Annotated in this window: 21 protein-coding genes; 10 read left to right on the forward strand and 11 right to left on the reverse strand. The window is 67.2% G+C overall.

Annotated features, from left to right (window positions below):
- Window positions 1-131 precede the first annotated feature (131 nt).
- The 4 genes from ACZ9YD_RS15620 to ACZ9YD_RS15635 all read right to left on the reverse strand — a co-directional run bounded on the left by ACZ9YD_RS15620 (window position 132) and on the right by ACZ9YD_RS15635 (window position 5,756).
- On the reverse strand, window positions 132-803 hold the full coding sequence (locus ACZ9YD_RS15620; protein WP_465076192.1) for an SAM-dependent methyltransferase: 672 nt from the start codon (window positions 801-803) through the stop codon (window positions 132-134).
- Window positions 800-2,158, reverse strand: coding sequence for an APC family permease (locus ACZ9YD_RS15625; RefSeq protein WP_465076193.1), 1,359 nt, complete (start codon window positions 2,156-2,158; stop codon window positions 800-802). Before ACZ9YD_RS15625 ends, ACZ9YD_RS15620 begins: the two co-directional genes overlap by 4 nt.
- A 236-nt stretch (window positions 2,159-2,394) precedes the next feature.
- Window positions 2,395-3,330, reverse strand: coding sequence for a ribonuclease H-like domain-containing protein (locus ACZ9YD_RS15630; protein WP_465076194.1), 936 nt, complete (start codon window positions 3,328-3,330; stop codon window positions 2,395-2,397).
- Window positions 3,327-5,756, reverse strand: coding sequence for a DEAD/DEAH box helicase (locus ACZ9YD_RS15635; RefSeq protein ID WP_465076195.1), 2,430 nt, complete (start codon window positions 5,754-5,756; stop codon window positions 3,327-3,329). The genes ACZ9YD_RS15630 and ACZ9YD_RS15635 overlap by 4 nt, the downstream gene beginning before the upstream one ends.
- Before the next feature lie 157 nt (window positions 5,757-5,913).
- On the opposite strand from ACZ9YD_RS15635, the gene ACZ9YD_RS15640 reads away from it, so the two are divergent.
- The 3 genes from ACZ9YD_RS15640 to ACZ9YD_RS15650 all read left to right on the forward strand — a co-directional run bounded on the left by ACZ9YD_RS15640 (window position 5,914) and on the right by ACZ9YD_RS15650 (window position 7,310).
- Entirely contained in the window at window positions 5,914-6,453 is a 540-nt protein-coding gene (locus ACZ9YD_RS15640; RefSeq protein WP_465076196.1) for a type 1 glutamine amidotransferase domain-containing protein, read from the forward strand.
- 22 nt (window positions 6,454-6,475) lie between these two features.
- On the forward strand, window positions 6,476-6,868 hold the full coding sequence (locus ACZ9YD_RS15645; RefSeq protein ID WP_465076197.1) for an MAPEG family protein: 393 nt from the start codon (window positions 6,476-6,478) through the stop codon (window positions 6,866-6,868).
- A gap of 205 nt (window positions 6,869-7,073) precedes the next feature.
- Window positions 7,074-7,310: a hypothetical protein gene (locus tag ACZ9YD_RS15650; protein ID WP_465076198.1), complete on the forward strand. Its 237-nt coding sequence runs from the start codon at window positions 7,074-7,076 to the stop codon at window positions 7,308-7,310.
- Window positions 7,311-7,319: 9 nt separating this feature from the next.
- Here the strand turns inward: ACZ9YD_RS15650 and ACZ9YD_RS15655 are convergent, their stop codons facing one another.
- Complete coding sequence (locus tag ACZ9YD_RS15655; protein ID WP_465076199.1) at window positions 7,320-8,888, reverse strand: EAL domain-containing protein; 1,569 nt, start codon at window positions 8,886-8,888, stop codon at window positions 7,320-7,322.
- A 153-nt stretch (window positions 8,889-9,041) separates the two neighbouring features.
- Here ACZ9YD_RS15655 and ACZ9YD_RS15660 point away from each other — a divergent pair, with 153 nt between their 5' ends.
- Entirely contained in the window at window positions 9,042-9,305 is a 264-nt protein-coding gene (locus tag ACZ9YD_RS15660; protein ID WP_465076200.1) for a hypothetical protein, read from the forward strand.
- 52 nt (window positions 9,306-9,357) lie between these two features.
- Here the strand turns inward: ACZ9YD_RS15660 and ACZ9YD_RS15665 are convergent, their stop codons facing one another.
- Complete coding sequence (locus tag ACZ9YD_RS15665) at window positions 9,358-9,585, reverse strand: hypothetical protein (RefSeq protein ID WP_465076201.1); 228 nt, start codon at window positions 9,583-9,585, stop codon at window positions 9,358-9,360.
- Window positions 9,586-9,725: 140 nt separating this feature from the next.
- On the opposite strand from ACZ9YD_RS15665, the gene ACZ9YD_RS15670 reads away from it, so the two are divergent.
- On the forward strand, window positions 9,726-12,620 hold the full coding sequence (locus ACZ9YD_RS15670) for a VIT domain-containing protein (protein ID WP_465076202.1): 2,895 nt from the start codon (window positions 9,726-9,728) through the stop codon (window positions 12,618-12,620).
- Window positions 12,621-12,641: 21 nt separating this feature from the next.
- On the opposite strand, the gene ACZ9YD_RS15675 is transcribed toward ACZ9YD_RS15670, so the two are convergent.
- On the reverse strand, window positions 12,642-13,421 hold the full coding sequence (locus tag ACZ9YD_RS15675) for a MauE/DoxX family redox-associated membrane protein (protein WP_465076203.1): 780 nt from the start codon (window positions 13,419-13,421) through the stop codon (window positions 12,642-12,644).
- An 88-nt stretch (window positions 13,422-13,509) separates the two neighbouring features.
- On the opposite strand from ACZ9YD_RS15675, the gene ACZ9YD_RS15680 reads away from it, so the two are divergent.
- Window positions 13,510-13,902 (forward strand): MerR family transcriptional regulator, encoded by a 393-nt coding sequence (locus tag ACZ9YD_RS15680; RefSeq protein WP_465076249.1) that lies wholly within the window; start codon window positions 13,510-13,512, stop codon window positions 13,900-13,902.
- A gap of 138 nt (window positions 13,903-14,040) precedes the next feature.
- Window positions 14,041-14,418, forward strand: a complete 378-nt coding sequence (locus tag ACZ9YD_RS15685) for a DUF1428 domain-containing protein (RefSeq protein ID WP_465076204.1) — start codon at window positions 14,041-14,043, stop codon at window positions 14,416-14,418.
- A 396-nt stretch (window positions 14,419-14,814) separates the two neighbouring features.
- Here ACZ9YD_RS15685 and ACZ9YD_RS15690 read toward each other — a convergent pair whose 3' ends face one another.
- Both ACZ9YD_RS15690 and ACZ9YD_RS15695 read right to left on the reverse strand, forming a co-directional pair.
- Window positions 14,815-15,636, reverse strand: a complete 822-nt coding sequence (locus tag ACZ9YD_RS15690; protein ID WP_465076205.1) for a hypothetical protein — start codon at window positions 15,634-15,636, stop codon at window positions 14,815-14,817.
- A 119-nt stretch (window positions 15,637-15,755) separates the two neighbouring features.
- Complete coding sequence (locus ACZ9YD_RS15695; RefSeq protein WP_465076206.1) at window positions 15,756-16,259, reverse strand: MgtC/SapB family protein; 504 nt, start codon at window positions 16,257-16,259, stop codon at window positions 15,756-15,758.
- 238 nt (window positions 16,260-16,497) lie between these two features.
- Here ACZ9YD_RS15695 and ACZ9YD_RS15700 point away from each other — a divergent pair, with 238 nt between their 5' ends.
- On the forward strand, window positions 16,498-17,610 hold the full coding sequence (locus ACZ9YD_RS15700; RefSeq protein ID WP_465076207.1) for an alkene reductase: 1,113 nt from the start codon (window positions 16,498-16,500) through the stop codon (window positions 17,608-17,610).
- A gap of 51 nt (window positions 17,611-17,661) precedes the next feature.
- Here ACZ9YD_RS15700 and ACZ9YD_RS15705 read toward each other — a convergent pair whose 3' ends face one another.
- On the reverse strand, window positions 17,662-18,054 hold the full coding sequence (locus ACZ9YD_RS15705) for a hypothetical protein (RefSeq protein WP_465076208.1): 393 nt from the start codon (window positions 18,052-18,054) through the stop codon (window positions 17,662-17,664).
- Between the two features lie 107 nt (window positions 18,055-18,161).
- Window positions 18,162-18,533: a hypothetical protein gene (locus ACZ9YD_RS15710; RefSeq protein ID WP_465076209.1), complete on the reverse strand. Its 372-nt coding sequence runs from the start codon at window positions 18,531-18,533 to the stop codon at window positions 18,162-18,164.
- Window positions 18,534-18,738: 205 nt separating this feature from the next.
- Between ACZ9YD_RS15710 and ACZ9YD_RS15715 the strand changes: the two genes are divergently transcribed.
- The gene (locus tag ACZ9YD_RS15715; RefSeq protein WP_465076210.1) at window positions 18,739-19,362 is read left to right on the forward strand and encodes a dihydrofolate reductase family protein; all 624 of its coding nucleotides are present in this window, start codon (window positions 18,739-18,741) and stop codon (window positions 19,360-19,362) included.
- Window positions 19,363-19,502: 140 nt separating this feature from the next.
- Complete coding sequence (locus ACZ9YD_RS15720) at window positions 19,503-19,892, forward strand: BlaI/MecI/CopY family transcriptional regulator (RefSeq protein WP_465076211.1); 390 nt, start codon at window positions 19,503-19,505, stop codon at window positions 19,890-19,892.
- The last annotated feature ends 1 nt before the right edge of the window (window position 19,893 follow it).

A 19,893-nucleotide genomic window follows, 5' to 3' on the forward strand; every position in this document is an offset into this window, starting at 1 on the left:
GATGATGCGATCGAAGCCGTCGTGAGCGCGGCTTGGCGCATCTGGCGGAGCGCCGCGTGTGGCGATACGTGAGCATTCCAAGCATCGCCACACGCGTCCACAGGCAAGCGCAGCGGAATGTCGGGCAGGTTTCAGCGCTCCGGCACAGTCCACAGGTAGATGCGCGTGCCGTCGATTTCCTGGGTCTGCTCGGGCGCCCATTGGTCGGCCATGTCGAACGCATGGCTGACGATGCGCGTGCCGGGTTTGAGCTCGGCCAGCAGCTTGGGCCGCAGCTTCACGTTGAGGCTCTGCAGCAGGTACAGCGTGACCACGCTGGCCTCGCTGATGTCCTCCTCGAACAGATCGGCCTCCTTGAACGTCACCAGATTGCTGACCCCGGCGGTTTCCGCGTTCGCGTTGGCCTCACGCACGCGCACCGGATTGATATCGATGCCGACCCCGCGCACACCGAAGCGCTGCGCTGCCGCGATCGGGATGCGGCCATCGCCCGAGCCGAGGTCGTAGAGCACGTCGCCGGCCTTGACGCCTGCAAGATTGAGCATCGCGTCGACCACGGGCTCGGGCGTGGGCACGTAGATGACATCGGGTTCGCGCGATGGCGCGGCCGCGCCATCGGCGTACGGAGAATCGGAACTGATGGCGGCGGTGACCGTGTGCGTGGTGTTCATGGCCGGGTCGTCTGCCGACGCCTCGGACGCCGTGCCGTCGACAGGCGGGTAGGCGTCGACCGCCTGTTCGGCGCAGGCCAGCAGGAACGGCGTGCAAATGGCGAGTGCGATCAGGGTCTTCTTCGACTTCATGGCGGCGTCTCCTCGAAATGCGGGGTCGGTTTGAACAGCAACAGCAGCAGGCCGCCGACCGCGAGTACGGCGACGCCGACGAGCGCCCCCGTACCGGTGTAGGCGAGACTGGAATACAGCAGATACGCACTCGTCGCGCAGAACAGCAGCGGCAGCACGGGGTACAGCGGTACGCGGAACGGACGCGGCAGGTCGGGATCGCGCCGCCGCAGCACGAACAGCGAGATGCCGACCAGCAGGAAGAACAGCCAGAACACTGGCGCGGTGTATTCCACCGCGACCTCGAAACCGTCGCGCGCGAAGGCACCGAGACCGACCAGTGCCAGCGCCAGCACGCCCTGGGTCACGATTGCCGCGCGCGGCGTACCGCTGCGCGCATCCCAGCGACCTATGAAGCCGAGCGCCGGAAAATCGCGACCGACCGCATAGACGCTGCGTGCGCCGGTGATCAGCGTCGCGTTCGCCGAGGTCAGTGCCGCGGCGACGACGATCACACTCATGAGGACAGCGCCAGTCGGCCCGAACACGCGGCCAATGACTTCGGCCGCGACGGCGTTGTGTGCGGCCATGCCGCCGAGGCCCAGCACCTTCAGGTAGGCGAGATTCACCAGCACGTACAGCGCGGCAATCGCAACCAGGCTCAGGATCAGCACGCGCGGCATCCAGACCTTCGCGTCGCGCACTTCGGAGGTCACGTAGACGGCCTCGTTCCAGCCGCCGTAGGTCAGCAGCACGAAGACGAGGATCAGGCCGATCGCACTGTCGCCGCCGCTGCCGGGAATGGGTGCAATGTCGGTCGGTGCAAACCACAGACCGGCGACGACAATCACCAGCACGCCGGTGATCTCGGCGATGGTCAGCCATATCTGCACCGAAGCGCCTTGTCGCGTGCCGATCCAGTTGACTGCGGTGAGCAGGATCACCGCAGCACCGGCATAGAGCGCGGACGACCATGGCCCGAGATCGAACAGCTGGCCCATGTAGTCGCCGACGATGAAGCACAGCAGCGCGATCGATCCGGTCTGGATCACCGAAACGCGCGCCCAGGCGAACAGGAACGCGGGGCGTGGTCCGTAGGCGCTGCGCAGATAGGTGTAGTCGCCGCCGGCCTGCGGATAGGTCGTTGCGAGTTCGGCGTAACACAGCGCACCCACGATCGACAGGATGCCGCCGACGACCCACGCCGCGAGCATCACGAATTCGCTACCGGATGCGCCGGCAATCAAGGATGGGGTGCGGAAGATGCCGGCGCCGACGACGATGCCGATGGTGATCGCGAACGCATCGCGCGCACGAAGTGTGGCGCGCGGTGGAACAGGGTCGGCCGTCACTGGCCGGCGTTCGCGTGTTTGCATGAGGCTCCAGAGTGGCGCGGAACATCGCCGCCGGTCGGTGGCGATTCGGAACTACTGGGCCGACCGATTCAAGCATCGTGACGATGCCGGGGGTGTGAACACGAAGCGACGCTTCTCACTCTGTGGACGCGCGCTTGCGCGCGACGCAGCCTGACCGGGCGTACACGATCGCGCGCAAGCGCGCTCCTACGGCCCCGCGACGAAGCGATCGACGCATCGGCACGCCCGTCGACTCTTCAATCGAAAATGCAATCCGGCCCCGAGGCGTCGGCCTCGTCCGGCACCACCACCGTGTCCATGCTCCCCTCGTCGCGCATCGCCTCCAGCACGCCGAACAGGCTGCGCAGATCCTGCGCGTTGTGCAGGCCCACGCGCCGAAGTTTGTCCGCGCTGCCGCCGCGCAGGTAATCCAGCCACGCCGCGGGCGCTTCGCTGCCGGGCAGATCGTCTTCGCGCAGCACGCCGAGCAGTTCGCGCTCGACCGTCGCCAGCTTGCAGTTCGCCCACACGCCGCGATAGCGACGCCGCACCGGATGCAGCAGATCGACGTGGCGCAGTTCGATCAGCGGATCGCGCAGGCGTGCGAGGCGATAGCGCGTCGTCAGCAGCGGCCTGTCGTAGCTGCGGCCGTTGTAGCTGACCAGCACGATCGCGGGCCGCAGCCATTTCGAGAACGTCTTCAGCATCTCGCGCTCGGCGCCCAGCGTGGTGATGCACAGCTGGCGAATGCGCATGCGTCCATCGATGAAATCGGCGGCGCCGATCATGAAGGCGCGCGTGCCGGTGCCGCCGGCGAGGCCAGTGGTCTCGGTGTCGAAGGCCAGCAGATCAGAACGCTGCGCCGGCTCGTGGCGGATGTCGTAGAGCGCGAGTTCGGCATCGCCATGTGGCCACGGGGCGGTCTGTTCGAGATAGCGCAGGCCGGGCGCGATCTCATCGCCAGGCAGCGCGCGATCAATCGGTCCGGTCGGGCGCGCTGCCGGCATCGGCACGCGCAGCTTCATCAGCTTGCGCAGCTGCGCGACGACCTGTTCCGGCGAACGCGCGCCGTCTGCGCGCGGCCACTGCGCGCGCGGCGCGGTGATCGGCATTGGCGGTGTCGGCGTCACCGACGGCAAGGCAGTCCCCGCCTGGCTGCGCAGCAGACCGAGGCGTTTGGCGAGTGCGCTCATGCCGGCAGTTGTGGCGCTTCGACCAGCAGTTCGATCACGCGCGCAGCCAGCTGGCGCGGTGTGCGCTCGGCATCTTCTTCCGAGGCAAGGATCGGCCCGACACAGGCCGGACAACCGGCGCGGCAACTGCAGGACGCAACCAGCGCCGCAGCCTGCGCCAGCAGTTCGTCGCGCCGCTCGTACAGCGGCGACGACAGGCCCACGCCACCCGGATAGTTGTCGTAGAGATACAGCGTCGGTGTGAACCGGCCGATGCCCTCGAAATCCAGCGCCGCGCCATCACCATCGCGCAGTTGGCCGCGGCCGCGCTGGTCTGCGGTGGCGAACCAGGTGCCATCGCCGCTGCCCACCGCCTTCTGCAGATCGCGGCTCTCGGCCATCACCGCGACCTGCGCGACCAGATGCAGCGCATACGACGCGCCGAGGAATCCATCGAGCGCCTCGTGGCGCGCCTCGAACGCACGGTCCAGCGCCTGCTGCGGCAGCTGCCACCACACCGCGCTCGTATGCAGCTCCTGATCGGGCAGGTTCACCGGCCCGTAGCCGATGTTCTCGTGGGTATGGAAGCGGATCTTCTTGTAGCCCGACACGCGCCGCACCACGTGCACTTCGCCCAGGTGTGCACTGCCCTGCCCGGCATCGGCCTGTTCTTCGTCATCGAGCACTTTCAACTTGGTGTAGTCGATCGCGTCGGTGTAGTAGTCCACGTGCGTGCGCTGCACATAGGCCTTGCGGCCTTCCCAGTCGAGACGTTCGACCTGGAACGGCTCCGACTGGACCATGTGGATCGCACCTTCGTAGAGCGTGAGCGCGGCGGCCGAATAATCGACCTCGGCGATGATCGTCTGCCGGCCATCGGTGCGGTCGACGACGACGAAGTTGCCGTCGGCCACCGAGCGCAGGTTCACCGCCTGCGCCGGATAGCTGTCGGCGATCCATTCCCAGCGGTCGCCTTCGTGGTGCAGCACGCCGGACTCGGCCAGCACTTCGAGCCACGGCAGCGGTGCGACCGGTCCGAACATGTCGCCATCAACGAAGTGCAGCTCGAACGCAGCACAGCGGATGTGGTCGAGCAGGATCAACGGCTGGTCGGGTTCGATGCGTGCGTGTTCGGGATTGGCGTCGGCGAAGAACTCCGGATGCCGCACCACGTACTGGTCCATCGGTTCGGAACTCGCGACCAGCACGCCGACCGACGGCTGCTGCCGGCGACCGGCGCGACCGAAGCGTTGCCACGTCGCCGAAATGCTCCCCGGATACCCGTTGAGCACCACGACATCGAGACTGCCGATGTCGACGCCGAGTTCCAGTGCCGACGTGCTGACGATGCCGTCGATGTTGCCCGCGCGCATCTCGCGCTCGGCCGCGCGACGCTCGGTCGGCAGATAGCCGCCGCGGTAGGCGCGGATGCGCTTGGGCTTGCGCGGGTCGTGGTCGAAGACTTCCTTGAGGTACTTGGTCAGCACCTCGACCATCAACCGCGTCTGGCAGAACACCAGCGTTTTTAGGCCGGCACGGATCGCCATACGCGCGATGCGGTTGGACTGCGAACGCGCCGACGCACGCAGGCCGAGATCGGGATTGATCACCGGCGGATTCCACAGCAGCACGTGCTTGTCGCCGCGCGGCGCACCGGATTCGAGGATCGATTCCAGCGCGTCGTCGTCCACCTCCACCAGCGCACGGCCGTGCTCGCGCGCATTGCCGATCGTCGCCGAGCACAGGATGAACTGCGGTGTGACGCCATAGAACGCGCAGACGCGCTTGAGCCGGCGGATGACGTTGGCGACGTGCGAGCCGAACACACCGCGATAGGTATGGATCTCGTCGATCACCACATAGCGCAGGTTCTCGAAGAACTGCGCCCACTTGGTGTGATGCGGCAGGATCGCCTGGTGCAGCATGTCGGGATTGCTGACCACGATGTCGCCGTTGATGCGGATCGCCTGGCGCGCGTCGCCGGGCGTATCGCCATCGAAGGTCGCCGCGCGCAGGCCGAGTTCCCCGGCCGCGTTGAGTTCCAGCAGTTCCGCCACCTGGTCCTGCGCCAGCGCCTTGGTCGGGAACAGGTACAGCGCCTTGCTGCGCGATGTAATCGCCGCCGACAGCACCGGCAGCGTGTAGCACAGCGATTTGCCCGAAGCGGTCGGCGTCGCGACCACCAGATGGCGGCCGGCCTGGGTCGCCGTCCAGGCCTCCGCCTGATGCCGATACAGCCGATCGATGCCGCGGCTGCGCAGCGCACGCGCCAGGGCTTCGGGCACATCGTCGGGCAAGGGCGCGTAGTCGCCGGCCTGTCCGGGCAGCAGCAGGGTGCCGGTCACACGGCCGGGGTATTTCGCCGCGAGCTTCGTCGCCAGTGCGCTGCCGGACACGGCGTCACCCGTGGTGGCCAGCGCCTGGACCGGTTTGAGGATCGCGTTCACTGCCTGCTCCGGCGCGTTCGATAACGGGGCGCAAGCGTGGCCGCGGCGCGTCTCACCGGGCGAGACTGAAGGCTCACACGCAGCAAACGGCCGCTTCACGGCCATGGCACCCGGCAGCGCCCAGCATCCTCTGCTTCAATCCCCCGGAGACACCCCGATGCAGAATCTCGACGGCAAGAAGATCGCCATCCTCGCCACCGACGGCTTCGAACAGTCCGAGCTCGAGCAGCCGCTCAAGGCGCTCAAGGACGCCGGCGCGCATGTCGACGTCATCTCCCCCGGCGACGCCAGTTCGATCAAGGGCTGGGACAAGAAGGACTGGGGCCGCAGCGTCGATGTCGACGTCGCACTGTCCAAGGCCGACTCCGGCAGCTACGACGCGCTGGTGTTGCCCGGCGGCCAGATGAACCCGGACATCCTGCGTGTCGACAAGGAGGCGGTGGCCTTCGTGCGCGCGTTCGGCGATGCCGGCAAGCCGATCGCGGCGATCTGTCATGGCCCGTGGCTGTTGGTCGAGAGCGGCTTGGCCAAGGGTCGCAAGGTCACCTCGTGGCCGTCGGTGAGGACCGATCTGGTCAATGCAGGTGCACACTGGGAAGATTCGGAGGTCGTCGTCGACGGCAACCTGATCACCAGCCGCAAGCCGGACGACATTCCGGCCTTCAACGACGCGATCGCGAAGGCGGTTGCCGGCTGATCCCACACGAGGACGCAAGGCGATGACGATCGAACTACAGATTCTGGGTTGGGCGATCGTCCTCGGCCTCGTCCACATCGGCGTTGCCGCCGCGTTCGCCACCGCGCAACGCGGCGTGCGCTGGAACGCCAGCAATCGTGATGGCGCGGACATCCCGCCCTTGACCGGCGCCGCGTTACGCACCGGCGCCGCCAGCCGCAACTTCCTCGAGACGTTTCCGCTGTTCGCCGCCGCCGTGCTCGCGGTTGTCTTCGCAGGTCGCGCGGATGCCGGCACCGCGCTTGGCGTGCAGGTTTACTTCTGGGCACGTGTCGCCTATCTGCCGGTCTACGCGATCGGTGTTCCGTATCTGCGCAGTGCAATTTGGGTGGTGTCGCTGTGGGGCACGCTCCAGGTGATCAAGCCGCTGTTCTGAGTGCACTGCAGCATCGCGCCTGCATGACTGCGCGCGCTCGCGCGTGCACGCTGAAGTTATTGCTTCGTCATCCCGCCCCGCGCCGCGCCCGTCGCTGAACGCGCTCACCGGACTCGCGGCGTGTCATCGAAATCGACCATGCGATTCACGAGAACGAGACGAATCGGACCGTAGCCTGCGCGCTCCCAACCGGCAGTACCTCCGCATGAAGCACGACTCGGACCACACCCTCGTGATCTCGCTCGGCCGCAACGGCCGCGCGTCCTATCCGGAACGTCCCTGGGAAGATATCGAGCCCGTGCTGCGCCGCATGTGGGAATTCGACGGACGACTGCGCGCCTGGCACGACGTGCGCGCCGAGGTCCAGGCGGCGTGGCGTTCGAGTGACGACCTCGTGCAGCCGCGCGTTCGTCGCGCATTCGAGCGCAGTCGCGCCGCCTGATCCTTGCGGTCAGCGTGTCTGCGGTTCCAGCAGCGCGCGCAACGCCGCGGCCGGCATCGGCCGGCCGAACAGCCAGCCCTGCGCATACAGCGGGTAATCGACCGTGCGCAGCCAGTCGCGTTGCGCTTCGGTTTCCACGCCTTCGATGACTACCGCCAAGCCGAGTGTGCGGGCGAGGTCGATGATCTGCGGCACCAGACTGACCTTCACCGCATCGGTGCCGATGGTGCACGTGAACGAGCGATCGATCTTCAATGCATGGACATCGAGCTCGGCCAGATACGCGAGGCTGGAATAGCCTGTGCCGAAGTCGTCGATGTACACGTGGTGGCCGAGTTCGCGCAGGCACTTCGTGCCCGAGATGGCGATATCGCGCGCCGTCGTGGAGTGCTCGGTCAGTTCGATGCCGATGCGCTCGCATGCAATGCCTGCCGCGTCCAGGGTCTGCGCCATGCCGGTGTGGAAGTGGCTGTTGTCGAGATCCGCGGCCGAGATGTTGACGTTGATGCGGAACTCTCCCGGTGCCGCCAACAGATCGCCGAAATCGGCGGCTACACGGCGCAGCACCAGCTGGGTGATGCGGCCGATGCTGCCGTTTTCCTCGGCAATCGGAATGAAGCGCGCCGGGGACACCATGCGGCCGTCACGATCACGCCAACGCACCAGCGCCTCGGCACCGACCAGCCCCCCGTCGGAGATCCGCACGACCGGCTGGTACTCGACTTCCAGCGCGTCCTGCTCGATCGCGCGCAGCAGACGACCTTCGACCGAACGCCGGCGCAGATGTGCCATCAGGAAAGCCAGTCCCACTGCCGCACCCGCGCCGGCGCCCAGGACCGTACACACCAACAGCAGTGGCCACTGACTGTCCGCCAACGCGGCCTTCGGCAGCGTGCTGACCACGCAGACCGCGCGTTCGGGCGCACACATCGGATAGATCAGTACGCCGTCGCGATCAAGCGGCCTGCCGGCGCGCAGCGTCGCCGCGTCGAATCGGGTCACCGCGCCATACAGCGGCAGATAGCGTGTACCGCCATCCACGTAGCCCATCGAAAAGCCGACGTCAGGCGCGGGCCGCATCCGAAACGCCTGCGGATCGAGGACGACGCGCGTGTCTCCCTCGGCCAGCACGGGCGCACGACTGCCACTTGCCAAGAGCTGCAGCTCCATCGTTGTCACGTGCAGGCCGTCGGCGGTCACCAGTTGTGCCGCGGCGACGCCCGACGGCACGGCCAGCTTGTAGAGACTGGCGGTACACCGAAGGCGCCCGTTCTCCGTACGACCAATGTCCTTGAGGAAATACGTGCGGTAGACCATCTCCCGCATCTGCTCGAATTCCGCCGCGGAACAGCGTGCCTGCGGCTGCTGATTGAACGTGTCGAGAATCTGCCGGGCTTCGTCGTCGAGCTCCGATGCGCGTTCGAGCAGCAGCGTGGCGTGACCGCCGAGACGCTGCTCGGCGATGTGCAGGACCGCCTGCCATGACACGAAGGCCGCCAGCAATGCACCGGCGAGCGCGAACCCCGCGATCGTCGCCGTGCGGAGAATCCGCTGTCCTGTCGCCTGCGCGTCGTCCACCTCGCCTCCATCGGCACTGGCCGCGTCCGGCGGCCTTTCGCCGAACTATAGCCGCGCGTCGGCGGCGCCGGTCATCGCCAGGCGTTTACATCCGCTTGCCGACGGCGTGACATCCACGCGCGCAGGCTGCAGCTCCACTCGAGGAGACTGCACATGCGCACATCAAACCCCACGCGCACGGCCGCACTCGAAGACGAAAAAATCCTGCGCGATCACGACGATCTGCCGGACAGCAACGGACCGACGCTGCGCGATCCGCGCTCGCAATCTGCAATCGACAACATTGGTCTGGACGACCAGGCCGATCTGCTGGATCCGGAACTCGACGACCAGTTGGGCGATCGCGATGCGACGGGGCGTTCGTTCGCCGACGATTTCCGCAGCGATACCGGCGTCGAGAACGGCGAGCCGAAATAAGGCCCGCCGGGTGACATGCAGACACGGGCCGGCAGCGCCGGCCCGTCCTGTCTCAGCGGCGATACACCGCGGCGTTGATGCAGGCGAAGATGCTGACCACGAACCAGCCGAACGGCAGCAGCGACACCGTGAGCAGCCAGGTGATCACGAACGCGATGCACGCGGCGGCGAACCAGAGAATGGCCGACAGGATGCGGCCCTGCACCAACTGGCCGAGGCCGGGAATGAAGAAACTGCAGATCGCGGCAATGACGTTGCCAGCCGAACCCTGTGCGCTCATGGGGATGCTCCCGAAAATGCTTGAAGGCGGCGATCCTCCCGCATCAATCTGAATGGGCACGTGAAGGGGGACGTGTTGCCCGTCGCAACCCCAGTCGCGGCCGACGTCCGTTGAAGACAGCACTACCCAAGGATGTCGCCATGTCCCGTCTCCGCTTCGGCTTCTGCGCCCTGCTCTGCCTGACCGTGTTGCTGCCGACGATGACGACGGCCCAGCGCATGCCCGATCTCGTCGCACCGCCGCTGGTGGTCGCCGATGCCGGCGAATCGCCAGTGCGACTCGAATCCGCGTCGATGCGCGTGGAGGCCGGCGCCGGTGTCGCGCGGACGACGATCGATCTCACGCTCCGCAATCCCACGGGCCGGATGCTCGAAGGCAATCTGCAGTTCCCGCTTGCGCCGGGCCAGCAGATCGTCGGCTTCGCGCTGGATATCGACGGCGCGATGCGCGATGCAGTGCCGGTGCCGAAAGACCGCGGCCGCGAAGTATTCGAGACCATCGTCCGCGAGGGTGTCGATCCGGGCCTGCTCGAACAGACCGCGGGCGATGCGTTCCGGCTGCGCGTCTATCCGTTCGCGCCCGGCGGCACCCGTCAGGTGCGGCTGGTGCTGATGGCACCACTGCAGCGCGTCGGGCGCGCGGACACCGTGGCACTGCCACTCGCATTCGCCCGCGGACTCGATCACATCGAGCTGACGCTGGCGACGCCCGGCCGCCCGGTGCTGTCCGGTCTCGTCGGCGCACCCACGCTCACGCGATCCGGCGCAGATCACCGCATCACGCTGCGCGCTGGCGACATCGCGGACGCCGGCATCGCGACGCTGAAGGTGCCATTCGAACGGCGACCGGCGGTGCAACTGCAACGTCGCGACGGGGCGACCTGGTTCGTCGCCGACGTGCCGGTCGATGCGTCCGATACGCCGCGCGTGTTGCCGCGTCGCGTCGGCCTGCTGTGGGACAGCTCGATGTCCGGCCGCGAACGTGCGCATGCGCTCGAATTCGCGCTTCTGGACGCGTACTTCCACGCGGCCGGCACCATCGAAGTCGAGCTGCTGCGCTTGCGCGATGTCACGGATGCGCCGCTTCGATTCCATATCCACGGCGGCGACTGGCGCGCGCTGCGCCGCGAACTCGAATCGACGGTGTACGACGGCGCGACTGCCGCCGGCGGGTGGACACCCGCAGCGGACACATCCGAGTTTCTGTTGTTCGGCGACGGCCAGTTCAATCACGGCGCCGATGCGTTCCCGGCGTTCGCCGAGGGCCAGCGCCTGTACACCGTGCAGACCGTGAACGGCGACGCGGCGCGACTGGACGAATTGGCGCAGGCCCGCCACGGACGCGCGATCGACTTGCGCGATGCCGATGCATTGCCGGGCGCGACCCGCGCACTGCTGCGCGATGCACCGAGCCTCGATGCGATTGAAGGCATCGGCGCACGCGAGCTCGTCGCCGAATCGAACGTCGCCACCAACGGCGTGCTGCGCATCGCGGGCCGTCTCGATGCGCAGCACGCGGATCTGACATTGGTGGTGCACACCGGCGGCCGCACGCAGCGGATCCCGCTGTCGATCGATGCCGCACGCACGCCGCAGGGCGAACTGGCCGCACTGCAGTGGGCGCGTTTACAGCTGGCCACGTTACAGGCCGAACCCGAGCGCAATCGCCAACGCATCGCCGCACTCGGACAGCGCTTCAGCCTGGTGACGCCGGGCACGTCCTTGCTGGTGCTCGAACGCATCGAGGATTACGTGCGCTTCGATATCACGGCGCCGGCCTCCATCGCCGCAGCGGTGGACGCCGAACGCACACGCACTCACGCCACGCAGGCGCGCGACCGGCAGACGCGACGCGACGCCGTCGCGCGGGGCTGGGCCGAGCGGATCGCGTGGTGGGAACGTATGTTTCCGAAGAACGCCCCGCCGAAGCAGATCGCCGCAGCGCAGGATGCGCAGGCGTCCACGGGTGCGATGCCGCCGCCACCGCCCGCACCTGCACCCGCCGCCGCGCCGCTGATGATGGCCGAAGCGGCTGCAGCGCCGGCGGCACTCGATCGCGTACAGATAGCCGCCTCGCGCACGCCCGCAAGCAACGTGGCCGATGCACCCGGCGACGCACCGTCACCGGCCGCCACGATCCGCCTGAATTCCTGGCAATCCGACGCGCCGCTCGCCCGGCGTCTGCGCGAGGCCCCGGATGGCGAGGTCTACGCGCGCTATCTCGATGCACGCGACGCGGAGGTCCAGGGCACCGCGTTCTATCTCGATGCGGCAGACGTGCTGCAGCGGCGCGGCGAAACCACGCTGGCCTTGCGCGTGCTGTCGAACCTCGCGGAAATGGATCTGGATAATCCGCATGTGCTGCGTGTGTTCGCGTATCGACTGCGCGAACTGCAGCGGGACGACCTCGCCGTGCAGGTGCTCGAGCGCGTGCTGGCGATGCGGCCGGAGGAACCACAGAGCCTGCGTGATCTCGCACTCGCGTGTGCCGCGACCGGCGATCGCCAGCGCGCGATCGATCTGCTGGTCGAGGTTGTCGACGGCGACTGGAACGGCCGGTTTGCCGAGATCGAACTGACCGCGCTGGCCGAACTCAATGCCCTGGTCGCGACCGCGCCCACGCCGCTCGATACCTCCGCGATCGACGCGCGTCTGCTGCGCAATCTGCCTCTGGATCTGCGCGCGGTGTTGAGCTGGGACAGCGACGACAGCGACATGGATCTGTGGGTCACCGATCCGGACGGCGAGAAAGCCTATTACGGCAATCGGCTGACCCGCCAGGGCGCACGCATGTCGCCGGACTTCACCCGCGGCTACGGCCCGGAAGAATTCGCCCTGCGCGATGCCAAGCCCGGCATCTATCGCGTGGAAGCGAACTTCTTCGGCCAGCGCCAGCAACTGGTCACCGGCGCGACCACGCTGCAGCTGTGGCTGAGCACCGGCTTCGGCACCGCGACGCAGGTGGACCAGCGCATCACGCTGCGGTTGTCGGACGCGCGCGAGACGGTGTTCGTCGGAGAGTTTGAGGTGAAGTGATGCGACGCACCTGCACGCGGCTCACATCGCCGCGTGCAGGCCCGGCCACAGCAGTGGCGCGAGCAGCATCCAGACCGCCATCGCGACCATCATCAGGTTCTCGGTCAACGACACGAAGCCCAACGGCACGCTGCTGCCGCCACCGACGCAGGCGCACTTGAGGGTGCGCTTCTCGATGTAGACCGCCTTGAACACCGAGACCGCGCCGATACCGCCGATCAACAACGCCAGCGGCGCGGAAAACCAGGTCAGCGCGCCGGCCACCATCAGCACGCCGGCGAGTCCCTCGGCGAAGGGATACAGCGTCGCGTACGGCACCCAGCGCTTCGCCAGCAGGTCGTAGTTGAGGAACATGCTGGAGAACGTTTGCACGTCCTGCAGTTTCAGCAGCGCGAGCACGCACATGCTCAAGCCCACGAACCACTCGGCCGCGCGTACCGTCAGCACGTTGCCGTAGACCGCATACGACAGCGCGAGCGCCATCAGCGCGGTCGTCGCGAACAGCGCGGCAACCGGTCGATACGTCGTCGCCTTCGGATCGCGCACCTTCAACCCCAGGAAGCGCCGTAGATCGTCGTGACCACCGATGCGCACGCCATCGATGAAGACCTGTGGCGTGGTCTTGACGTCGTGCGCGGCCTTGAACGCATCGGTGGCCTCGCGGGTTTCCAGCCAGTGGTCTTCGACCTCGTAGCCGTGGCTGCGCAGCAGATGCCGTGCCTTCAGGCCGAACGGACAGACATGGCCGGGCATGACCATGCGATGGAGCACCGCGCGCGGGCGGGAGACGGACGTCGTCATCGAAATTTCCTCGGAGCGGCGCCTTGCAGGCGCCGGATGCCACCCTGTATACCCTCCGTACCGGGGTACGGAGTCAAGCGTGGACGCGATGACAATCTCGACATTGGCGGATGCAGGCGGCGTCGGTGTCGAAACGATCCGCTTCTACCAGCGTCGGGGTCTGCTCGACACACCCGCGCGCGACTCGGGCATCCGCCGCTATGGCGAGCAGGATCTACGCCGCCTGCGATTCATCCGCAGCGCGCAGGCGGCCGGCTTCACGCTCGACGGCATCGCCGAACTGCTGGCTCTCGATGCGACGCGCGATCGCAGCCGCGTGCGCAGCCTGTCCAACGAACGCATCGCCGCGCTCGATTCCCGCATCGCCGAACTGCAGCAGGCCCGCGACGCGTTGGCTGCGCTGGCGGAGCGCTGTAGCCGCGACGATCGTGGCCCATGCCCGATCCTCGGTGCGTTCGATACTCCATCGAAGAACGACTGACGACTGCTGCCCACGACTACGACTGAATACGTGATGCACGGCATGTCGAATGGCGTCGCCCTGATGCGTCGTCCGTATGAAGCCCGCAGCCGACGCTGTATCGCAACCGCGCATTCCGCGCCTGACAGGAGTTACGCCATGTCCTATATCGATGGTTTCGTCATCGCCGTGCCCACCGCCAACAAGCAGAAGTTCATCGACCACGCTACCAGCGGCGATGCGTTCTTCATGGAGCTGGGCGCCACGCGCATCCTCGAATGCTGGGCAGACGATGTGCCCGACGGCACGCTCACCGATTTTCGCAAGGCGGTGCAGGCCAGGGACGACGAGACGGTCGTGTTCTCGTGGGTCGAATGGCCGGACAAGGCCACGCGCGATGCCGCATTCGCGAAGATGATGGACGGCAGCGATCCGCGCATGGACCCGGCGAAGAACCCGATGCCGTTCGACGGCAAGCGGATGATCTATGGCGGGTTCAAGCCGGTGGTCGAACTTGGCGGGACAGGCCGAGCTTGACGCCGCGCCGGCATCATGACGATTGAAGACGACGCGGGTTTGCAGGGCATTGCGCCGTGTCGATCGATCGCTTGCCGTCACGGACGAAACCAGGGTCAAGATGGATCCCGGCCTGCGCCGGGATGACGGGCGAGGCAACTGACGCTCACACGGCGCTTCCCGCTTGAACGCGGTCGCGCGCGTCCGGCCTACAGGCGCCCTGACGGACATCGCGATCGTCCTTCCAGCGGCTTCCAACGGCCGGATGGCTGATCACGCTGTGATCCATGTTCGTGGCGCTGCAGAGCTGCAGCCGAAGCGCGCAACCTGCGGACAGCAGGACAGGCGCGAACCTCGCCAGATAACAAAGGGCGCGCCAACAGGCGCGCCCTTTCCATTACTCAACCGCCCGCCAACTCAGCCGACGCGGAACCGGTCCGTATCGTCACGGCCACTGTTGTCGCGGAGATAGCTGCCGCCGCCGTAGCGCTCATGCGACACGTAGGCGTCCTGCACCGCGGCTTTCGCACGGTCCCAGTCCAGCGGCGAATCGCCCCGGCGGTTGACCCAGTCGCGCTCCAGCTCGGCCGCCAGGCTGTCGTCCCAGGCACGGTCCGCATGGCGGGTGCGTGCATAGGCGCCGTAGCGGTATGCCGGCTGGTAATGGCTGTAGTCGGCATCGGCATCGCGATACGGCGCCTTTTCGAACGCATCGGCGTAGTAGGCGTCGCTACGCTCGTACAGATCGTAGGTGCGGTCGGTGCGGTCCCAGGCATCGCGGACTGCGGGACTTGCGTCATCCCACGCAAGACGCGATTCGCCGCGTGCCGATTCCCACTCCTTCTGCAGCGACGCTTCCGACTCGCCCCAGTCGCGGGTGCGCTCGGCTTCGCGCGCCTGCAGACCTAGGCCATAGGCAGGTGCGTAATCTCGATCGTAATCGTGATCGGTCTTTACGTAATCGCGCTCCCGATGCGCATCGCGCCAGTATTCGGTCTCGCCGGTCGGATCGATGCGCTCGGCAACACCTTTGCCGACAGCTGCACCGGCAACGACGCCGATGGCTGCACCGATCAGCGTGCCGACCGGTCCGAATACAGTGCCCGCCGCTGCGCCTGCGGCTGCGCCGCCCGCAGCCCCGCCGACGCCAACGCCGATCGGATGTGCGCCGGGCGCCTTGCTGATGGGGTCGCGGTTGAGGTCGCGCCCGCCATCCTGGATCTCGTCTTTCCTGCTCATCTGGAGATACTCCGCTTGCGTTGGGTTTGAACGTCCACCGTGCGTTGCATCAGATGAAACCGCCGTCGCGAAATCCACAATGCGCACCGCTGCCGTTCAGTCCCACATCCACATACGGATCACGCGTCCGTCAGCGTGTTTCCGGAATCCGAGGCGGTCTTGCGTTGCAGCATCGGCACGGCGCTCACCACGAGCAACGCCATCACCGTCGTCGCAAGCGCGACCATCTCCTGTCCCATGCCCGCGGCCATGCCGATCGCCGCAGTCATCCACACGCCCGCGGCGGTGGTGAGGCCTTGTACGCGCTCACCCCTGTCGAGCTTGAGGATCGCGCCGGCGCCAAGAAAGCCGATGCCCGACACGATGCCCTGCATCACGCGCGTCACATCACCACCGTCGATGCCGCTCAGCAGTGGTGCCAGCACGAATAACGCCGAGCCGATCGACACCAGGATGTGCGTCTTCAATCCCGCCGCGCGGCCCTTGTGCTCGCGTTCCCAGCCGACCATGCCGCCCAGGATCGCGGCGACCAGCACGCGTACGACGATCGTCGTCGAGGTGTCCACATCCGGCAACGCAAGCTCACGTGCGACTGCAGCGCCAATCTGGTCGAACACACTCATCGGGGCATCGCCTTGCGAGGCGGGACAGGCGCACAGGTGTTTGGTCGCGGCATCGTGGGCAGGCTCGGCTTGAAGTGCACGAACGCTAGCGCCCGCCCGGTTCGCCCGCGGTGATGACGGTCTGATGACGGCTTCGCGCACATTCGCAACGGAGCATCCCGCAATGCAGGCCATCGCGGCGCTTGAAAAGCGATGTCGCGCCCAGCAGGTTTGGCGCTCACCGCCTGGAATCTCTCCGATGCCGACCCTGTTCGATCCCCTGACCGCTGGCGCCCTGTCGCTCGCCAACCGCGTCGTCATGGCGCCGCTGACCCGCAACCGTTCGCCCAACGCGATTCCGCTGCCGCGCACCGCGCTCTATTACGCGCAGCGCGCGACCGCCGGCCTGCTGGTCACCGAAGCCACTGCGATCACCCATCAGGGTCAGGGCTACGCCGACGTGCCCGGCCTATACGCACCCGAGCAGCTCGAGGGCTGGCGCCGCGTGACCGATGCAGTGCATGCCGAAGGTGGCCGGATCGTCGTGCAGCTGTGGCACGTCGGCCGTATTTCGCACACGTCGCTGCAGCCCGGTGGCCAGGCGCCCGTGGCGCCTTCGGCGATTGCCGCCAAGAGCAAGACCTTCATCCATGACGCCGACGGCAACGGCACGTTCGTCGACACGTCCACGCCGCGTGCGCTCGATCGCGATGAACTGCCTGGCATCGTCGAGGATTACCGCCGCGCCGCCCGCGCCGCGATCGATGCCGGCTTCGACGGTGTCGAGGTGCATGCGGCGAACGGCTATCTGATCGACCAGTTCCTGCGCAGCGGCAGCAATGCACGGACCGACGCCTACGGCGGCAGTATCGAGAACCGTGCGCGCTTCCTGGGCGAGGTGATGCGCGCCGTGGTCGATGAGATCGGCGGCGATCGTACCGGCATCCGCATTTCCCCGGTCACGCCGGCCAACGATGCGCACGACCCGGATCCGCAGCCGCTGTTCGCCCACGTCGTCGAGGTGCTGGCGCCGCTCGATCTTGCGTTCGTGCACATCATCGAAGGCGCGACCGGTGGCGAGCGCGACTACACGCAGGGCGACGCCCCGTTCGACTACGCCGCGCTGAAGGCGGCCTACGCGAAGGCCGGTGGCACAGGTGCGTGGATCGTGAACAACGATTACAACAAGGCGGACGCGCAGGCTGCGATCGCGTCGGGCCACGCCGATGCGGTGGCCTTCGGCCGCCCCTTCATCGCCAACCCGGATCTGGTGCGCCGTCTGCGCGAAGGTGCGCCGCTCAACACGCCGGACCAGGCGACGTTCTATGGCGGCGGCGATGCGGGCTACACGGATTATCCGACGCTCGACTGAGCTCGGCATGCGCGCCGCCGGTCGACGGCGGCGCGCGCACATTTCGAAAGATCAGTCGGGACGTGGTGTCGGCGTGGTCTGGAATTCGTGACCGGTCACCGGATCGCGTGCGCGACCGGGCACCACTTCCTGCGCGCCGGGCACAATACGGCCCTGGGCATCACGCACCTGCGTCGGCATCGCACGCGGCGCAATCGGCTGGTTCGCGGGCATCGCCGGCTGCGGTCGCATCTGCGGCGCGGGACCGGTCGATGGAATGGTCCCGGGCGGCACACCACGTTGTGACGGTGTCGCCGGCACCGCGGGCGGCGGCGGCGGCATGGCCGCAGGCTGCATGGCCGGACGCGCAGGCGGCGTGGGCTGCTGCAACTGTTGGGCGAACACGGGCGCCGATGCGAGCGCAAGCAGCATCGGCACACCAAGCTTGAAGATGGGACGGGTCATGACGCCTCCGGGGCGCGGGTGAATTTCGACCCTATGCCCCGCGCTATGCAGACCCCATGAAGTTCCCCCGGTCATCGCCCGGCCTGCAGCCGGGCAATGCGCGCCGTTCAGTCGACGCAGATCGTCGATGCCACGCCGTCGCGCAGACGCTGCTGGCAACCGAAGGGATTGGTGTCGACGCTGCAGCTGCCGCCGACCTGGGTGCCGTCGACGCTGCCTTCGGGCGCGAGGCACTGGCCTTCGCACTGCTCGGAATCGGTACACATCTTGCCGGCGTCGGCGGTCTGGCGCAGGCACTGCTTGACCGGCGCGCGACCGAGCTGGGTCCACTGGCCGCCGACGGCGGCGCACTCGGCTTCGTTGGTCACCGTGGCCTTGTCGGGTCCGCCGACCGGCATGACGGTGTCGGCACGTTCGGCAGGGGCACTGCAGGCGGCGAGCAGGCCGACGAGAACAACGGAAGCGAGGCGCTTGATCATGGCGAGAGGTCCGCGAAAGGAGTGCCGGCGAGTCTAGCCATGCGGATGTGAACCCCTCAGCACGCCTGTGCCCGCGCTTGCGACCCCATGCGGACGCGTCAGGCGTTGCGGGATCGCGCGCATCGGATGTCGATTCCGCACACGTGTGTGCGTCGTCATGATGAGACCGCCCTCCGGCGGCCACCAACGCAATCGGAGAGACACCATGCGCAAGCTCATCGTGGCCGCGTTCGTCAGCCTCGACGGCGTCCTGCAAGGCCCTGGCGGTCCACAGGAAGACACCAGCGGCGGATTCGCGCACGGCGGCTGGACGGTGCCCTTCGCCGACCCGGTATTCGGCGAGACCATCGACGGCCTGTTCGCGCAGCCCTTCGAACTTCTGCTCGGCCGCCGCACCTATGACATCTTCGCCGCGCACTGGCCGCGAGTGCGGGCCGACAGCGGCGATGAAGGTCTTGCGAAACTGTTCAACGGCGTGACCAAGCATGTCGCCACGCATCGGCCCGACTCGCTGGACTGGCAGAACAGTCGCGCCCTCGGCGCCGACATCATCGGCGCGATGCGCCAACTGAAAGCCCAGGACGGGCCCGACCTGCTGACCCAGGGCAGCGGCGCGCTCGTACAGCAGTTGCTGGCGACGGACCTCGTCGACACCCTCCAGCTGATGACGTTCCCGGTGCTGCTCGGCGCCGGCAAGCGGCTGTTCGGCAACGACGCGCAGGCTGTGACGTTCTCGCTGGAGAACACCGTGGTGTCACCGACCGGCATCGTCGTATCGCGCTACGCCCGTGCGGGCGAAGTGCAGACGGGATCGTTCGGGCTCGATTGAGCGGCACGAGTTCCGCGCATGCGGCCTGCGCAGCAGGCCGCCGGGCGGCGGTGGCGGACGGGCCCGTGACTTCCCGCCTATTGACTACATCTGTAGTCAAGCGCAATCTGCCTACAGTTGTAGTCACCAAGGAACGTGCCATGCGCAACAAGACCGTCGGGGACCAGGAACTGGCCCTTCTGCAGCACATCGCCGAACACGATGCCGCCTCGGTCGGCGAGGTCGCCGTCAGTTTCGGCGAGCCGCGCGGGCTGGCCCGCTCCACGGTGCTGACGATGATGGAGCGTCTGCGCGCCAAGTCCTATCTCAAGCGCAAGCAGGGCGACGGCGGCGTGTATCGCTACTCGGCCACCGCACGCCAGAACGACGTGGTGCGCAACGCGGTCGGCAGTTTCGTCGAGAAGACGCTGCAGGGTTCGGTATCGCCGTTCGTCGCATGGATGTCGGAGCGCAAGGACGTCAGCGCCGACGAACTCGCCGAACTCGAGGCGCTGGTCGCCAATCTGCAATCCAAGCGCGAGGCGCGTTGAA

The organism is Luteimonas sp. AC640a, assembly GCF_979256585.1.

Excerpts from the sequence above, each read along its gene's own strand:
- ACZ9YD_RS15620 (WP_465076192.1), bottom strand. The coding sequence starts at position 803 with ATGAAGTCGAAGAAGACCCTGATCGCACTCGCCATTTGCACGCCGTTC.
- ACZ9YD_RS15625 (WP_465076193.1), bottom strand. The coding sequence starts at position 2,158 with ATGCAAACACGCGAACGCCGGCCAGTGACGGCCGACCCTGTTCCACCG.
- ACZ9YD_RS15630 (WP_465076194.1), bottom strand. The coding sequence starts at position 3,330 with ATGAGCGCACTCGCCAAACGCCTCGGTCTGCTGCGCAGCCAGGCGGGG.
- ACZ9YD_RS15640 (WP_465076196.1), top strand. The coding sequence starts at position 5,914 with ATGCAGAATCTCGACGGCAAGAAGATCGCCATCCTCGCCACCGACGGC.
- ACZ9YD_RS15645 (WP_465076197.1), top strand. The coding sequence starts at position 6,476 with ATGACGATCGAACTACAGATTCTGGGTTGGGCGATCGTCCTCGGCCTC.
- ACZ9YD_RS15650 (WP_465076198.1), top strand. The coding sequence starts at position 7,074 with ATGAAGCACGACTCGGACCACACCCTCGTGATCTCGCTCGGCCGCAAC.
- ACZ9YD_RS15660 (WP_465076200.1), top strand. The coding sequence starts at position 9,042 with ATGCGCACATCAAACCCCACGCGCACGGCCGCACTCGAAGACGAAAAA.
- ACZ9YD_RS15665 (WP_465076201.1), bottom strand. The coding sequence starts at position 9,585 with ATGAGCGCACAGGGTTCGGCTGGCAACGTCATTGCCGCGATCTGCAGT.
- ACZ9YD_RS15670 (WP_465076202.1), top strand. The coding sequence starts at position 9,726 with ATGTCCCGTCTCCGCTTCGGCTTCTGCGCCCTGCTCTGCCTGACCGTG.
- ACZ9YD_RS15675 (WP_465076203.1), bottom strand. The coding sequence starts at position 13,421 with ATGACGACGTCCGTCTCCCGCCCGCGCGCGGTGCTCCATCGCATGGTC.
- ACZ9YD_RS15680 (WP_465076249.1), top strand. The coding sequence starts at position 13,510 with ATGACAATCTCGACATTGGCGGATGCAGGCGGCGTCGGTGTCGAAACG.
- ACZ9YD_RS15685 (WP_465076204.1), top strand. The coding sequence starts at position 14,041 with ATGTCCTATATCGATGGTTTCGTCATCGCCGTGCCCACCGCCAACAAG.
- ACZ9YD_RS15690 (WP_465076205.1), bottom strand. The coding sequence starts at position 15,636 with ATGAGCAGGAAAGACGAGATCCAGGATGGCGGGCGCGACCTCAACCGC.
- ACZ9YD_RS15695 (WP_465076206.1), bottom strand. The coding sequence starts at position 16,259 with ATGAGTGTGTTCGACCAGATTGGCGCTGCAGTCGCACGTGAGCTTGCG.
- ACZ9YD_RS15700 (WP_465076207.1), top strand. The coding sequence starts at position 16,498 with ATGCCGACCCTGTTCGATCCCCTGACCGCTGGCGCCCTGTCGCTCGCC.
- ACZ9YD_RS15705 (WP_465076208.1), bottom strand. The coding sequence starts at position 18,054 with ATGACCCGTCCCATCTTCAAGCTTGGTGTGCCGATGCTGCTTGCGCTC.
- ACZ9YD_RS15710 (WP_465076209.1), bottom strand. The coding sequence starts at position 18,533 with ATGATCAAGCGCCTCGCTTCCGTTGTTCTCGTCGGCCTGCTCGCCGCC.
- ACZ9YD_RS15715 (WP_465076210.1), top strand. The coding sequence starts at position 18,739 with ATGCGCAAGCTCATCGTGGCCGCGTTCGTCAGCCTCGACGGCGTCCTG.
- ACZ9YD_RS15720 (WP_465076211.1), top strand. The coding sequence starts at position 19,503 with ATGCGCAACAAGACCGTCGGGGACCAGGAACTGGCCCTTCTGCAGCAC.